This is a genomic window from Candidatus Enterococcus wittei, assembly GCF_002140175.1.
Taxonomy (GTDB): domain Bacteria; phylum Bacillota; class Bacilli; order Lactobacillales; family Enterococcaceae; genus Enterococcus_B; species Enterococcus_B wittei.
The window spans coordinates 304,599-320,574 of the sequence record NZ_NGMO01000001.1 but is presented as its reverse complement, the minus strand read 5'-3'; the positions used below and the strand labels follow the sequence as shown (position 1 = coordinate 320,574).

Annotated in this window: 15 protein-coding genes and 1 pseudogene; 9 read left to right on the top strand and 7 right to left on the bottom strand. The window is 35.8% G+C overall.

Going from position 1 to position 15,976, the window contains the following annotated elements; all coding sequences use genetic code 11:
• Positions 1–89 (bottom strand): annotated as a pseudogene (locus A5844_RS01165) (DUF441 domain-containing protein); the annotation flags it as partial.
• A 240-nt stretch (positions 90–329) separates the two neighbouring features.
• Between A5844_RS01165 and A5844_RS01160 the strand changes: the two are divergent.
• Positions 330–1,625 carry a ribonuclease H family protein gene (locus A5844_RS01160; protein ID WP_086283239.1) on the top strand — a complete coding sequence of 432 codons (1,296 nt, stop codon included), beginning with the start codon at positions 330–332 and terminating at the stop codon, positions 1,623–1,625.
• Between the two features lie 208 nt (positions 1,626–1,833).
• Here the strand turns inward: A5844_RS01160 and A5844_RS01155 are convergent, their stop codons facing one another.
• The 5 genes from A5844_RS01155 to A5844_RS01135 all read right to left on the bottom strand — a co-directional run bounded on the left by A5844_RS01155 (position 1,834) and on the right by A5844_RS01135 (position 5,956).
• Entirely contained in the window at positions 1,834–2,802 is a 969-nt protein-coding gene (locus A5844_RS01155) for a permease prefix domain 1-containing protein (RefSeq protein ID WP_086283238.1), read from the bottom strand.
• Positions 2,799–3,131, bottom strand: coding sequence for a PadR family transcriptional regulator (locus A5844_RS01150; RefSeq protein WP_086283237.1), 333 nt, complete (start codon positions 3,129–3,131; stop codon positions 2,799–2,801). The genes A5844_RS01155 and A5844_RS01150 overlap by 4 nt, the downstream gene beginning before the upstream one ends.
• Positions 3,132–3,313: 182 nt before the next feature.
• Entirely contained in the window at positions 3,314–4,147 is an 834-nt protein-coding gene (locus A5844_RS01145; protein ID WP_086283236.1) for an undecaprenyl-diphosphate phosphatase, read from the bottom strand.
• A 453-nt stretch (positions 4,148–4,600) separates the two neighbouring features.
• Positions 4,601–5,305, bottom strand: a complete 705-nt coding sequence (locus A5844_RS01140) for a histidine phosphatase family protein (RefSeq protein ID WP_086283235.1) — start codon at positions 5,303–5,305, stop codon at positions 4,601–4,603.
• A 24-nt stretch (positions 5,306–5,329) separates the two neighbouring features.
• Complete coding sequence (locus A5844_RS01135) at positions 5,330–5,956, bottom strand: MBL fold metallo-hydrolase (RefSeq protein ID WP_086283234.1); 627 nt, start codon at positions 5,954–5,956, stop codon at positions 5,330–5,332.
• Positions 5,957–6,260: 304 nt separating this feature from the next.
• On the opposite strand from A5844_RS01135, the gene A5844_RS01130 reads away from it, so the two are divergent.
• Complete coding sequence (locus tag A5844_RS01130; protein ID WP_086283233.1) at positions 6,261–8,618, top strand: ATP-dependent DNA helicase; 2,358 nt, start codon at positions 6,261–6,263, stop codon at positions 8,616–8,618.
• 194 nt (positions 8,619–8,812) lie between these two features.
• On the opposite strand, the gene A5844_RS01125 is transcribed toward A5844_RS01130, so the two are convergent.
• On the bottom strand, positions 8,813–9,304 hold the full coding sequence (locus A5844_RS01125; RefSeq protein WP_086283232.1) for a YajQ family cyclic di-GMP-binding protein: 492 nt from the start codon (positions 9,302–9,304) through the stop codon (positions 8,813–8,815).
• A gap of 164 nt (positions 9,305–9,468) precedes the next feature.
• On the opposite strand from A5844_RS01125, the gene A5844_RS01120 reads away from it, so the two are divergent.
• The 7 genes from A5844_RS01120 to A5844_RS14070 all read left to right on the top strand — a co-directional run.
• Positions 9,469–10,407, top strand: coding sequence for a YitT family protein (locus tag A5844_RS01120; RefSeq protein ID WP_086283231.1), 939 nt, complete (start codon positions 9,469–9,471; stop codon positions 10,405–10,407).
• Between the two features lie 113 nt (positions 10,408–10,520).
• On the top strand, positions 10,521–10,865 hold the full coding sequence (locus A5844_RS01115; RefSeq protein WP_086283230.1) for a metal-sulfur cluster assembly factor: 345 nt from the start codon (positions 10,521–10,523) through the stop codon (positions 10,863–10,865).
• A gap of 964 nt (positions 10,866–11,829) precedes the next feature.
• Positions 11,830–12,843, top strand: coding sequence for a zinc-dependent alcohol dehydrogenase family protein (locus tag A5844_RS01105; protein ID WP_244610831.1), 1,014 nt, complete (start codon positions 11,830–11,832; stop codon positions 12,841–12,843).
• A gap of 905 nt (positions 12,844–13,748) precedes the next feature.
• On the top strand, positions 13,749–14,147 hold the full coding sequence (locus tag A5844_RS01095; protein WP_086283229.1) for a hypothetical protein: 399 nt from the start codon (positions 13,749–13,751) through the stop codon (positions 14,145–14,147).
• Positions 14,147–15,406, top strand: a complete 1,260-nt coding sequence (locus A5844_RS01090) for a lipase (protein WP_086283228.1) — start codon at positions 14,147–14,149, stop codon at positions 15,404–15,406. Before A5844_RS01095 ends, A5844_RS01090 begins: the two co-directional genes overlap by 1 nt.
• A gap of 10 nt (positions 15,407–15,416) precedes the next feature.
• Positions 15,417–15,731 (top strand): hypothetical protein, encoded by a 315-nt coding sequence (locus A5844_RS01085; protein WP_086283227.1) that lies wholly within the window; start codon positions 15,417–15,419, stop codon positions 15,729–15,731.
• On the top strand, positions 15,728–15,976 hold a 249-nt coding region (locus A5844_RS14070; RefSeq protein ID WP_179190509.1), incomplete at its 3' end, for a hypothetical protein. The genes A5844_RS01085 and A5844_RS14070, both read left to right, overlap by 4 nt.

Sequence of the window (15,976 nt, the reverse complement as noted above, 5' to 3'; positions counted from 1 at the left end):
AAAATAAATCCAGTAGCAATCATTAAACTTTGATTTTTTGCAAGAATCGCTACGAGCATGATCAATCCTAAAAATAGCCAACTCTCCATAAAAAAACCTCACTTTCCTAAAAAATAATCATACCACTTTTTCAATAAGTTGCAAAAGGTCTCTGGATTTTGTAGTTAATTTACTTTTAGCAAATGTTTCAATTATAAGTACTTTTCAAATACAAACAAGGAATGAAAATAGGGATTAGCTCAGTAAAAATTGCTGTTTTTTCAGTGAGGGAAGTAGGTTAGAATTAATTGTAATAAGAATAATTAAAAAAATGGATAGGAAGGGTTATCTTGGCAAAGAAAAAATTTCACGTGATTAAATACATAAATCACAAAGCTTTTCTTTTTAATAACGATTATGAGGCATTTATAAAAGAAAGAAAACAAGCAAAAGGTGCCGTAACAAAAGGCTTTAATGAATTTGAGAAAGCGATTGAATGGATAGGTGATCTCCCCTATGAAATCATCGTGCAAAAAGATACTAAAACTTTATCTTTAGCTCCTACAGCTGAAAATAAGAAAATCACCTATTATGCGGTAGTACGTGGCAGAAGAGTAGGTGTGATGAAATCACATGCTGCATTTATGGAAGCGACAAAAGGCTATAAAAATGCTAAAGCAAAAGGAGGTTTTAAAACAAAAAAACAAGCAGTTGAATGGTTAGCTAAGCAGGGAATTTCGCCAGAAAATAAGAAGGGGATATATGTAGTTGTTAGAGGTTTCCAAACAGGAGTTTTTATCGATTTACATAGTTATGAAAAAAATTTAAGTGGCTATCCTAATGCGATAGGACAGGGTGGCTTTAGAAACATTGAAATAGCAACCAATTGGTTGAATAAACAAAAAAATGCTAACCAAAAGAACACAAATGTAAAAAAAGAGCAGAAAGAAGTAAGGTCTTCTACAGAAGAACAACTATATCATGCCATAGTCATTGGCAAAGAGACGGGTATATTTACAGATAGAAATCAGTATGAAGAAAATTTAAAAGGGATACCGAATAGTTGGGGAAAAGATGGATTCCAAAGCAAAAAAGAAGCAACAGAGTGGCTAAATGAGCGTTTGACGTTTATCCAAAAAAATATAACAAAAGAACAAATCATCTCATTTGAAAGCAAAAATTTACCAGTTATCTATACCGATGGGTCTTATATAAAAGATGAAAAAACATATAGTTCTTCTGTGATCATCTGTGAGGAAGAAGGAACTATTGCAACATTTGCAAAAGGAAATAAAAAAGAGGCTAATAATAAGATTGCTGAAGTGGAAGCGCTACTATACGCGCTGAAGTTAGTCGTTGATTTTTACGATTTCAGGAGATTTATTTTAGTGTACGATTTTGATGGTTTAGATAAAATTGCGACGAATAGTGGGAGTATGAAAAAAATCCCCGCTCCATTGGCGAATGAAATTACTGAGATTATTCATAAGAATCGCCTAGATATTTATTATATCAATGTCAAATCACATACAGGAATCGTTGGTAATACTGCAGCAGATTGTCTAGCGAAAACCACCATCAAGCAATTAGCTGAATTAAAGGCTTTAAAGCACCCTGAAATTTTGGATAATGTAGGAAATAACTAATAAAAATTTTTTGTTAAGATAGTTGAATTATTTTTTTGTTCATGTGTAAATCTATTCAATACTCGATGATCTCTCTTAAAGATGGGAGTAACTGAACAATCAGTTCGTTATTATCAAAAGGCATAGTTAAGATGGAGCATAAGATAAGCCGAACAATCGACTATTTTCTTGTCGATTGTTCGGCTTATAAGTTGGCAAATAAGTTTGATTATTTATCTTTGTTTGACTTATATTTTTTCAAGATGAGGTCTTCCACCACACCACCGATGATGAAAATCACCCAAGAGTAAGCCCAACTTTCAAAGATGAATGACCATAAGAAATAAATCACAAGGATCACTGGCCAGTAGACGGATTTGATGAACTGGATTTTTGTCGAAGATTCACCATACATGTATTGCGAAGCACGAGGACCAGGCTTATCCTCATCAGAGACAAAATAAATTCCTTCCGCCATTTTTGAAAACCACGAATGAATGATGCTGACATAGACGATGAAGAAGACCCCCAATGCAATTGATACAAAAAACATCAGAAGTGCAGTTCCACTCGTCAGGTAAAGGAATGCATCCATCAAGAAAAATGGGGTGACTGATACAATACATAAGCCGATACCTAATACAAGCCCAACGCGAAAACTTTTTTCATAGTCTTCAAGTTGCCGACTGGCTTCTAACTTGACTTCTTTGGAAAAGGGCCGATCATTTAATTTACGGGCAGCACTGGAGTAATTCATACTTGATGTAATGATAAATCCTACACCGAGAGCAATCATCATGAACATTACAAGTAAACCAACACCACTATTTAAATGGTTGGCGAAAAACAAGAAGATACCAATGGAAGAAATACAAAAAGCAATGCCTAATGACAAAAAGAGAGAAAAATGTCGGATTTGTTGCCAAAAGTTTGTAGCTTCTTCTAAATCGATCGCATCTGACCAATCTTGTTCTACCTCAACATCAGGAGCAAGCTGAAGTTCCTGTAATAGTTCATCAATTGAACCAAATTCACTGATAACCGCACCGATGGCTTCATGTTCACTTTTTCCTTGTTGGATCAATTCATGATAGTGGTCTTCCATGATGGCTAATAAATCTTCTTTGGCTTTTTTTGTTTCTGGCGTATCGGGGATATTTAAAAATAAAGTATCTAGGTAATCACGAATGATTTTCATTGTTCTCCTCCTTGTAGAAAACGATCAACAACGACTTTTGTTTGTTGCCATTCCTGCTTTTTTTCTTCTAAAAATAGCTTGCCTTCGTCACTGATTTGATAGTAAGTTCGCTTTTTTCCATGGGTGACTTCACCAGGATATGACCGAATCAGTCCTTGTTTTTCTAACCTTGTGAATGCAGAATACAATGTCGTTTCTTTAATTACGTAAAGTGAATCTGTTCCTTCACGGATTTGTTTCGAAATGTCATAACCATAAGAATCTTCCTTAGAAAGAATCGATAAAATAATCGCATCATTGTATCCTCGAATTCCATCACTGGAGATCACATGACCGCCTCCTAACAAAATTACTTCATCTGTCGTAATAATTATAAATCAATTACTACGACAGGTAAAGTAAAAAGATATATGTTTAAAATCTCCAATGAATTTTTTGAGAATCCTCCATTGTATTTTTTGCATAAAAAAAGAGGGGACTTTAAGTCCACCTCTTTGAGCTAGTTCAATGATTACATGGCGATAAACCAATAACCAATCAATATGATACCTAATATGATACGATACCAACCGAAAACGGTAAAATCGTTTTTCTTCAAATAATTCAATAAGAATTTGATAGCAAATACAGAAACAACAAAGGAAACGACTGTTCCTACAAGGAGAATGACTGTTTCTTCCATTTGAAAGCTATTACCATCTGCTAGATATTTGATGATTTTTAGTCCACTAGCACCGAACATAACAGGGATACCTAAGAAAAATGAGAACTCTGTTGCAACAAAACGAGAAGCACCGATGATAATCGCACCTAGAATGGTTGCACCTGAACGTGAAGTTCCGGGAATCAAAGCCAATACTTGAAAGGCACCTATCAATATAGCTGCTTGATAAGTCAATCCATTCAATGAAGACCAACGCGGTGTTTTATTCTTGTTTCGTTTTTCAACAATAATAAATGCAATACCATAAATAATCAAAACAATAGCTACCGGTAAAAATTTATAAAAATGTGCATCTAACCAATCATCTAGAATCAAACCAATGATTGCTGCAGGGATGCAAGCAACTAAGACTTTTGACCATAATACCCAAGTGTCTTTTTTCTCTATATTCGACTTACTTGGGGAAAAGGGGTTTAATTTGTGGAAATACAAGACGACCACAGCCAAGATGGCGCCTAACTGGATAACCACATTGAACATTGACATAAATTGTGAACTGGCATCAAGCTTGATAAATTGATCAGCTAAAATCAAATGACCAGTACTGCTAATTGGCAACCATTCAGTGATTCCTTCAATAATTCCCAGAATTGCTGCTTTTATAATATTTGCAAAAAACATAATTTCCTTCCTTCCCAACTAAAATACATCATCTAGTATACCGTTAATTGTTTCTAAAACCAAATTGTTTCTTAAAGTTAAGAAAAAATAAAAAAAGAGCGAATAAAAAAGACTGGAACAATCGAGAGGTTCCAATCTTTTTTAGATGAAGTTAAATAGACCTAGACGAAAATAGCCAAATCATATTAGATGATTTACATTATTCCTATGAATTTATAATCAGGACCTACTAAACCATAGAAGTAATATCTATATCTATATCTATATAGTGTGGGTATTCAGTGTGTGTAAGGAGGGATGTCACAGTACACAACTGATTATTGCTACTACAATCATTAGTGTTTAAGTAGTTGATCCCTTGGTCTTGAGTCGTCATCAGATAAAAGCTCAGGAATTATCTGATTCACCTCAGTTTTGTAACAAGAAATAAAATACTACTCGAACGGGTTCTTATTACAGATACGATTTTCTTGTTTGTTGTTTTCCTTGTTCGATATAACTGGTGTCGTTGATTCCTTGGATAGTAAAGCGGCCATTTTTATAGTTGACTTTCGTTACACTGCCATTTAATAAGCCAGCTCGAACGGGTTGTGCTGGATCGATTAAGCTTAATAAAAAGGCGATGGTCAAGCCATGGGAAACAACCAAGACATTTCCGCCATGATTCTTTTCACATTGATGTGCAATATCTTCAAATCCTGTCCAGACTCGATGCTTTAACTGCTCATAAGTTTCCGCCCATCCAGCGGTATCTGTTTGATAGATTGCATTAGCAATTTGTTCAAATGTAACGTCGGTGGTAAACATTTCATCATATGTCTGGAAATTCAATACGCGAGGGATGACGCCCCACATTTCCATATCATAGCCACCTTCTAGTGATCCGAAACACCATTCACGAATTCGTTGATCGATGAAGTAAGGTATTTCTTTTCCTTTTTCGTGTTCACTTAAAATAATTCGTGTGGTCTCAATAGCACGACCGCTGTCACTTGAATAAGCATGGGCAAAATCGATATCTTTTAATCCTTTTCCTAAAAAATGGATTCCTTCTTGACCTTGTTTGGTTAATGGGGTATCACACCACCCTTGTACGCGTTCGATGGTGTTGAACATTGTTTTACCGTGACGAACAATATAGAGAGTTGTATCAGTCATATGAAATGACCTCCTTCATTTTAGTTAAACATTGAAAAATGGATTGGTTTTTTTCTCGTGTTCAATCGTGGTTGCCTCGCCATGACCAGGATAAACAACAAATTCATCGGGCAAAACAAATAATTGGGTTTGGATACTATGGAGCAGTTGTTCCAAGTTACCTGTGTATAGATCTGTTCTGCCGATACTGCCTTGGAAAAGAGCATCGCCAGCCACAACAAAATCGTCAAAAACAAAGCTTACGCTACCAATCGAATGGCCAGGTGTTGGAACGACTTCAAATTCGATATCTCCCAAGCGATACCTTTTCATTTCAAATTCATACTCTGCAGGGGAGACGATAATATCCTCCATGTCGTCATGACGACCTAATCCAGATAGATTTAAAACTGGATCGCCTAACCATTCTTGCTCTAAAGGACTGACATAGACTGGTACTTGGTATTTATGACGCAATGCTTCTACTGCACCAATGTGGTCGTAATGAGTGTGCGTCAATAAAATGGCCACCGGTTGTTGGTTCGTTTTTGTGATTTGTTCTTCGATCATCGCTGCATCTGCTCCAGGATCGATAATCAATAAAGCTTCATCGTTGTAAACAAGATAACAGTTTTCCTCAATGGTGCCAGTTTTTAATTGTTCAATATGCATAAAGTAACCTCCATCTAAAAAAATGATTGCTTGGTTTTCCATTCACTAGTAGTATAACGCAAACATTCTATAGAAACAAAAAGGCTACTTGAAACCTTTACATTTCTGAATTATCAGATTATATGAAAAGTGTTTAAATATTTTAAATGTAAGGAAAGCAATCTTTCATTGTTTTTTCATATAGAATTGTTAGAGTGAACCCATCCAAAAATCCTATATCCTATTTCCCTGCTTAAAAAGCAGGGTATTTTTGTGCTTTTCGAAACTTCTTTTTTGGGGTACTCTAGTAGAGAAAGGGGGCAGGGTGGTGAAACAGTCAAGAATCTCTGTGCGACACTTAGTCGAGTTTATTTTAAGACGTGGAAGTATCGACAATCGAAGGAAAAGTAACCATACAGCCCTTGAAGGTGCAAAGATCCATCGAAAGATTCAAAAAGAAGCAGGCGAAGAATATCAGAAAGAAGTTTTTCTCCAAACAAAAGTCCAGCTGGATACGTTCGAATTATTGATTGAAGGTAGAGCAGACGGTATTTTTCAACGTGAAGGAATCTATTACATTGATGAGATCAAAACTTCGGAACCGCGGTTTGAAGATTTAGAACCAGAACAAGTCGAATTGTTTTTCCATCAAGCAAGAGTTTACGCCTATATCTATAGCCAAGAACATAACCTAGAAGAAATCAACTTACAATTGACCTATTTCCAGACAACAGAAGAAATCGTTACCCGAAAAGTGGAACACCAAACTCGTGAAGAATTGGTATCATTTTTTAAAAAATTGACCGAAGATTATCAGGAATGGTTGATATTCCAAGAAAATTGGCGAACCGTTCGCAATGCTTCATTGATGGCACTAAAATTCCCATATGATGAGTATCGGAAAGGGCAAAGAGAACTAGCCGTTGCAGCTTATAAAACAATCCGTACAAAACAAAAGCTTTTTGCAGAAGCACCCACAGGTACAGGTAAAACGATCTCCACACTATTTCCAGCATTGAAAGCAATCGGAGAAGATGAAGGGGAACGAATTTTTTATTTAACAGCTAAAACGATTACGCGACAAGTGGCGGAAGATGCGTTAGTTGCCTTGAACGATGTAGGAGCACAAACGAAAAGTGTGACTCTTACAGCGAAGGATAAAATCTGCTTTTTGGACGAAACAACGTGTAATCCTGACCAATGTCCCTATGCTAACGGTTATTACAATCGTATAAATGAAGGATTATGGGATCTACTGAATCATGAAAATCAGATTACCAGAGAGGTTATCGAAACTTATGCGAAGAAACATACACTTTGTCCTTTTGAACTATCATTAGATGTCAGTCTATGGTGTGATGTGATTATCGGAGATTATAATTATTTATTCGATCCGACTGTCTATCTGAGACGATTTTTTGAAGAAGAAAAGAATGAAGAGCATATTTTTCTGATTGATGAAGCCCATAATTTAGTCAATCGGTCGAAAGAAATGTATTCTGCCACGCTTTCCTATGAAAAGTCTCGTAAAGTCTATGCGCTGATCCCTAAAGAATTTAAAAAACTTAGAAGACGTTGGAATCGTCTGCTAAAAGTGTTTGATGAGATCCAAAAAATCTCCATTGAAGAAGATTGGACGTATCATCATCAGAAAGCACCGGCAGAATCATTGATTAAAGCAGGATTTCAACTAGGAGAATTTATTCAAGAATGGCTAGCAGAGTTTCCAGAACATCCGGTACAGGAACAAGTGTTACCGTATTATTTTGAATTGCTCCATTTCCTGAAAATCAGTGAATTCTACGATGACCATTATGAAACCACAATTGAGAAGAGTTACCATGATTTAGTGATCAAAGAATTTTGTATCGACCCCAGTTTATTTTTAGAGCAGTCATTAAATAAAGCACGAAGCAGTATTTTGTTTTCTGCTAGTTTTTCGCCGCTTTCTTATTATCAAGAAACACTAGGTGGAAAAGATAGTCTAGCTTACCGATTACCAAGTCCATTTCCAGAAAAAAATCAACAAGTATTGATTGCTAATTATATTGAAACGACTTATCAAAAAAGAGAACAAAGTATTCCACAAATAGTCGAAACTATTGATCATTTTATTCATGAGAAAAAAGGGAATTATATGATCTTCTTTCCGTCTTATCAGTATTTAGATCAAGTGGTAGAAGTATTTGAACAAAAACATCCAGAGATCCAAAAAATAATCCAACAGACGAATATGGATGAAAAAGAACGTGAAGCATTTTTAGCAGAATTTAAAAGTGAACCAAAAGAAACACTCGTGGGGTTTTGTGTGCTCGGAGGGATATTCTCTGAAGGAATCGATTTACGAGGCTCCCGACTAATCGGGAGTATGATCGTAGGTGTCGGATTACCACAGATGAATCATGAGCAAGAATTGATCAAAGAGTATTATGATGAGAAAGAGAATTTAGGATTTGCTTATGCTTATCAATTACCAGGAATGAATAAAGTTTTACAAGCTGCCGGTCGTGTGATACGAGATATGGACGATCAAGGGATCATCGTTTTAGCTGATCGCCGTTTCTCGTCGCCAGCTTATCGTCAACTTTTCCCGCCTCATTGGCAGCATGCAAAAGAAGTACGCTCACTAGATGCATTGACAGCAAATATCCACACATTTTGGCAAGAAAGAGAAAAGGGATAAAAATGTTTCATCCTTTTTTGCTTAAGAATAAGCCGAAGAATCTAATAAATAGTTTAGTGTAACGGCCAGCAGCAGCTCAGCCGTAGAGCTCTTTTTGAGGTTTAACCACTATTTATTACGGATTCTTCGGCATCTTTTTAGTAGGTGAGGTTCTCGATTGTTTCAATCACGAGGTAACCAAACTATCTATTTTTTTAACGATAGTTTGTAAATTGTAATTCAATTGGTAAATCGATTTTTCTCAATAGAGAAATGACAGCTTGGAGATCATCACGGTTTTTACCAGTGACACGTATCTGATCTTCTTGAATTTGTGTTTTGACTTTCAACTTTTCATTTTTGATCGCTGTAGTGATCTTTTTGGCATTATCACGATCAATCCCATTCACTAAATCTGCGGATTGTCTAGCCTTTCCGCCCAAGGCATGTTCTGTTTCAGAAAAATGGATATTTTTGATTGGAACGTTGCGTTTGTTTAATTTGCCAAATAACACATCTTTGATTTGTTCAATTTTAAAATCATCATCACTGACGATCACTAATTTGTGATTCTCCAGCTTGATATCAACCGTTGAGTCCTTGAAATCAAATCGGTTTGTTAATTCTTTGGTTGTTTGCTGAATAGCATTTTTTACTTCTTCAGTTGAAACTTCTGAAATAATATCAAAACTTGCATCTTTTGCCATAATAGCCTCCTTGTTCATCGTTTATTTTCTTATATTGTAGCATAGCAGAGGTTCTTTTTAGCGGTATTTGCTAAAATTCTTCTCATTTAGGAGCGAGGTATTTTATTTTCTGAAAGAACCTGTTATTCTTACTCTTGGAATAAACTTGAAAAGGAGCGGTGCTTATGAGCAGATTCATGACTGTCTATCAAAGAAACGAAAATTTAAAGAAAATAGTGGTCATTTTGCTGACCGGGCTATCTGCAGCGGTAGCATTGAATTATTTCTTGATTCCTGCCAATGTTTTTTCTGCAGGTATGAATGGGATTGCGCAGATCATTGCGTCATTACTATATGAATGGTTTCATATAAAAGCTGATACAGGTACATTTATCTTTCTTTTAAATATCCCTGTATTTGTTCTAGGTTTTTTAAAAGTTGGAAAAAGAGCGACATTGCTGAGCTTTGTCAACGTGGTCTGTGTCTCGCTCATGACTACCATACTTCCTACAGGACAAGTCACAGATAATATCTTGATGAATGCCTTGGTAGGTGGCGTATTGCTAGGTGTAGGAGTTGGGATCTCTCTAAAAATGGGCTTTACAACTGGAGGGATGGATATCATTTCTTTAGTTCTTTCCCAGACAACAGGAAAGACTGTAGGAAACTATATGTTGATTCTAAACGGGATTATTGTTGTTGCAGCAGGCTTTCTATTTAATTGGGAAAGTGCATTGTATACGATCATTTCCATCTATGCTATGACCCAAGTGATTGATGCGATCCATACAAGTCATCAAAAAGTCACCGCTATGATCGTCACAGTGAAGCCAGAAGAAGTGACAACAGCGATTTCTCAAAGAATGGTGCGGGGGATGACCTTGCTGCCTTCTGTTGGGGGCTACTCAAAACAAGAAGGAAAAATGATCATGATGGTCATCACGCGTTATGAAATGTATGATCTGGATCAGATCGTTCATGAAATTGATGAGGATGCCTTTATCAATATTTTACCTACACACTCTGTTTTCGGACGATTTGCCAATGAAAATGAACAAAATATTTATCGTTCAACAGGTACATTTCCTGAGATAAAGCAGTCTTCACGTAAAAGCCACAAATAAAAATCAATCAAAAATCACTTAACTTGATTTCTAAAAGTACTATTAAGTGACATTTACAAATAAACGAAAAAAGAGTATGATGAACAAAAATCGTGAGAAGGAGAGTGCAACACATGAGTGAAGCAAACCAACAATGGTCTGCAGAAGAAGTCGAAGAAATCAAAGAGCGAATTCTCACCGCTTTAGAAATGGTGATCGACCCAGAACTAGGCATAGATATCGTTAACCTAGGTCTAATCTATGAAGTAGAATTCAACCCAGAAAATGGTGAAACAGTCATCAAGATGACCTTGACGACTATGGGCTGTCCTTTAGCTGATATTTTAACAGAGTCGATCCACGATGCGTTAAAAGAAGTACCAGAAGTATCTAAAGCAGAAGTGAAACTCGTTTGGTATCCAGCATGGACGACCGATAAAATGAGCCGCTATGCACGGATTGCTTTGGGGATTCGATAGGGAAAACAATGAATTAATAGCACATTTCACTCGTTTAGCAAGTAGTCCAAGTCTTTTGTGGCTTTGTAACGAATGAGAGGATTTCTGAATAGTTGCCATACAAATAAAGATAGAAATTTAGAACTCTTTCATCAACTTTTAGAAAAAGTTGGTAGAGGGTTTTTTTGTTTTACAAAGTTTTGGCTCTTTGCCAAATGATGTTAATGAAGAGAACTTTTAAACTATTGGTGGAGCGTGAGACAAAAATCAAGAATAATTTTGTCTCATGCTATAAATGCGTATAAACGGCGGAAACAGAAGAGGATTGTTCGGAAATAAGCTGAAATTCACAAAAATTTGAAAAGCAATTTTCTTTAATTCCTTCTTATTTCTCGGAGCTTAACACTTCCGTCCTAGCTTCTTTATTAAAGGTAAGATTTGTACATCAATTAGTTGGAAAAATGAATAAAAGCTAAAAGTTTGAAAGTACAAAAAGAAGTAGTCAATGTTCATAGAAATTGACTATTTTATAGATGAATTGCTAGTGGACGGATTTGATTTAATAACAAGAAGTGGTAATGAAGTAGGTCTGAACCGCTTAAAATGGATTAAATGACGTTTGAAAACCATCTCTAGGGTGTGAAACTAAAATCAATAATAGAAAACTAATTAAAAGTATCTTGTCTTGAGGCTCAAATCATCGCCGTACCAGCCTTATTTACTGAGAAATGATTCAGCTTCTTTGCTTTTTTACTGAGCCTTTCTAGATAAATAATAAACAGCATGCTATGATTTAACTGGACGTTTTATGATTAAATTGATAAATATTATTGATTAATTAATCAAACTATTTAGTGATACTTTGTATAAAACAGGACTTCTTTATTTTTGAAAAGACAGTTCTATCATTTTTTACGATTAGACGATTGCTCAATCAATGAAGCATTATTGAATAAAATATCAAATTAGGTTAAGGAGAGCGCATATGGTGGGAAAGCAGTTATATATTGATTCATTTGGTCGCCCAGAAGAAGTGATCAAAATTCGAGAAAGGCAACCAAGGAATCTTCTGGAAGGAGAGATTTTGGTTGAAATGATTGTCGCACCGATTAATCCTTCTGATTTAATTCCCGTAACAGGCGCTTATGCGCATCGTACCCCTTTACCTAGCTTGCTTGGTTATGAAGGTGTAGGAATCGTAAGAAAAGTTTGTGACGAGAATGATACCCATTTGATTGGTAAAAGAGTATTGCCACTGAGGGGAGAAGGAACATGGCAAGAATTTGTCATTACGAGATCTGAATATGCGATCCAAGTGCCAGATGAAATCAATGATAGGACTGCAAGCCAATGTTACATCAATCCAATTACTGCCTGGGTATTGTGTACCGAAGTATTTTCTTTGAAAAAAGGTAGTTATTTGCTAGTCAATGCCAGTAATTCTTCGATAGGAAAATCGCTGGTACAACTTTCAAAGATATTAGACTTTAAGGTGATCTCTGTGATTAGAGATGAAAAAGACCGATTCCCACTGGAAGAATTAGGTGCTTTCTTTATTATCAACTCGACAAATGAAAATGTAAGAGACATGGTCATGGCACTTACAAATGGGATAGGGGTCGAGGGTGCTGTCGATTCGATTGGTGGAGAAGAAGGAACGATGTTAGCTCATTGTGTTCAGAAAGATGGGATATTCAGAACGATTGGACTGCTTTCAGGGGAGCAAGTGGATTGGCGACTGCTTCAAACGACTCTGCCCATCTCAGCGGAATTGTTTCATTTACGTCATTGGATTGACTCCGTATCGATTGAAGCATGGCAACAAGCGTTTGCTTCCGTCTTTACGTATCTAAAAAGTGGTGTGTGGCAACTACCTGAACCAGCAAGTAGTTATCCACTTACAGAGTATAAAGAAGCATTAATTATGCTTTATCAAGCGAATAGAAAAGGCAAGATCATACTTCAATGTAACTCGGGGAAAGTGGAGAAACTAATTTAACTAGAAAATAAAAAAATGTGGCTAGCCTTTTTGATTTTTCTTATAAACGATAACTTTAAGCATTCTTTTGAATGTTTTCTAGACGGATTATAGTTGTTAAAAAAAGCGAAAATTTGGTTTAAGTTTAGGTAAATAGCAAGGAACGGATGCCTATTGTTTTTTAAATAAACAATGAGCATAAACAGAAAATAGTAAAAGAGGTATTAGCAGAGTCATCTGAATGGTTTGGATTACCAAAAGCAACCGAAGAATATGTGGAGCAGTGTCAGCAATATCCGTTATGGTACTGGAAAGAAGACTTGATTCCAGTCAGTTTTATTAGTTTAAAAGAAACAAGTCAAGCCACTGGAGAGATTTACTGTATGAAGATCAAAAAAACCTATCATTGACAAGGGGTGGGGATTAGTCAGTGAATTAGAGGCGTATTGTCAAACACGGTATCAATTATTACAAGTAAAAACGGTCAATAAGGGGCGTTATCAAAGTTATGATCAAACAAATCAGTTTTATCATTCCCTTGGGTTCTTAGAATTAGAAGTATTTCCGACATTATAGGATGAATAGAATCTTTGTTTGATTTTAATCAAAACACTTCAGTAAAAATACTTTTCGCAAAAACAAAGAAAATCATTCATTGATGTACCCCTACCCCTTATTGCTTAAATCAGCATATGTCTTAATCTCCATATGGAATAGTTTTATATCAGGGGAAAAGACTGGAACTTTAGCTAACGAATTATCGAGGATTGGGTAAGAACAATTATCGAGCATTCGTTTTTTTTTATAATTTGATAAAAAAAGACGCATTCAGCATATTTTATAGTGAAAGCAAACGATAGTAGTATGGTCTAAACACATTGAGAATATTAGCAGTTTTACTAGAAATTATCAAAAAGGAGACAACGATGATCAGAAAAAAATGGTTAGTAGTTGGTATATTAGTAGTTATATTATTATCAGTGGGAATTGGGGGAAAGGTGTATATGGAGAAGCGAGCAGAAAATAAGCAACAAGAACAGATAAAAGCAGAAAGACAATCCGTTAAAGCTTTAAAGAATACTTTCGCTGATATCAAAGAAGTGAAAATTGAGCAGACAATACATAACAATATGACCGGATATTACACTATGGCTGCAGAGATGGTCAATACTCAAGGAAGTAAAGTTTTTTTTAATTATGGATTTCAAACAGCACATAATAAAATCAAGGTTTATTCGATCCATGACAGGGTAGTTCAAAAAGTAGGGATAACTAGAAGTAAAATTAAAGTGACTTATTCGGATCATACGGTGGAAGAAATCTAGTGTTTAAGGATGAAGAGTATAGTTTTCTAAGTGATCGGGTATATTTGATTGACCCAAAACACAAAAATTTTTCTTCTGAATTTAAAGAAAACAGTAGTTGGCAAATGGATACGAAAGAATTCAAGATTTTGAAATTAATGGAAAATTCAACAGGTCTACAAGCAGTAGCTGTTGCTTCAGTTGACAACGATACTGAGGTAGATCTTTCCCATATCGTAATTGCTTATGCAGGAACCAATAGTCGTGATCTAAAAGATTTAGAAACTAATGTACGTAGTATCATCAATGCTTATGGAAATCGCCCATTTGCTACTCTTTCTGAAAAAGAATTCAATCATTTATTACTCTCTGTCACTGGGTTAAAAACAGCCGGACAAGTGGATGCTGCAAGGCTTTTTTCTAACGAAGTGAAAAAGAAATATCCTCATTCAACGATTTCCACAACAGGACACTCTTTAGGGGGATTTTTAGCTCTTTATGTAGCAGCTGAAAACCAATGGGAGAGCGTGGGATTTAATAGTCCTGATCCGTATGACCTTCTTTCAGTTGAAGCAAAAAAATGGGTAAAGGAAAATCCTGGGATGTTGACCAATTATCGCAATAAGCTAGATATTCTAGGAAACTTTGGAGGGAACCAAACAAACGCAGAAATCCGGATACATATGGGAAACAAATGGGAAGATTTATGGAAAGCCCATGGGTTAAATACATGGAAATTCGATCAAAGTGGCACGTTGATTATTCCTGAAAAAGTCGACAACTTAGAAGCATATCACCGAAGACAAACCAATCAAATAAGGGTGTTCTATGCAAAGCGACAATTAGAAATAGATAGCTTGCGAAAAAAGCTATCTACGAGCATGGGCGAATTATCTCATAATGAAAAAATCTATTTAGAAGATACACAAGCAGATCTGGTGGTCCAATCCATATCTAAACATATCAATCATGCGATGGATCAAGTGATTTCCATCAATAAAAAAGCGATCTATGATCTAGAAAAGAATTGGCAAGAAACTTTGTCACGAGCTCGCCAGACAGCACCTTCTTTGAGTGAAACTGAACTATTGGAGATTTTAGCTAGTGCTGGTGCAACAAGAGTTTATCTAGTGGATTCTCCTAAAAAAATTTTTAAACAACGGATCGGGCAAGCAAAAGAGATTGTGAAGCAATTTGACTTATTAGCAAAAGAAATCCAAACAAAAATCAATCATCTTCTTCAGCAAGATCATGCGCTTGCTCTTCAAATAAAAAGATAGGAGGAAGGAAATGTCAGTAGATGATTTAAGACCGAACTACCAAAGAGAATGTCAAAAGCTAGAAGAGCAGATGGATCACTTACTCCGTTTCAAGAAATTTGGAGAGCGTTTAGCCTGGGAAGCAGACCAAAGACTAAGATTTCTTTATAAAAATAGAGGACTAACTGTAGAAAACTTTCAGCAGGCACGATACGAATTACGACAACAAGAAGTATCCTACCAGCGGATCTTATTGGAGAAACAAAAAAACATTCTTCAAAGAATAGAAGAAACAAAGCAATCTTATAGACACGCAATCAAAAAAATGGAGGATAATCATACATGAAAGAACCATTGGAAGAATTATTTAATGAATTATCAAAACAATTCGATAAAATAATCGTACGAACAGAAGGGAAGATCAGTAAAGAAATAAGTATGCAAGTCAGGCAAACAGCCAAGCGTTCTCATAGAGAAACAATCAATGATACGTTACAGATATTTTCTACTGACCAACGTAAAATGGCTCATTCGATTAAAGGATATTTTGGAGCGAAGGTGATTGAAGAGCTTTCAAAACAGGAAAAAAAG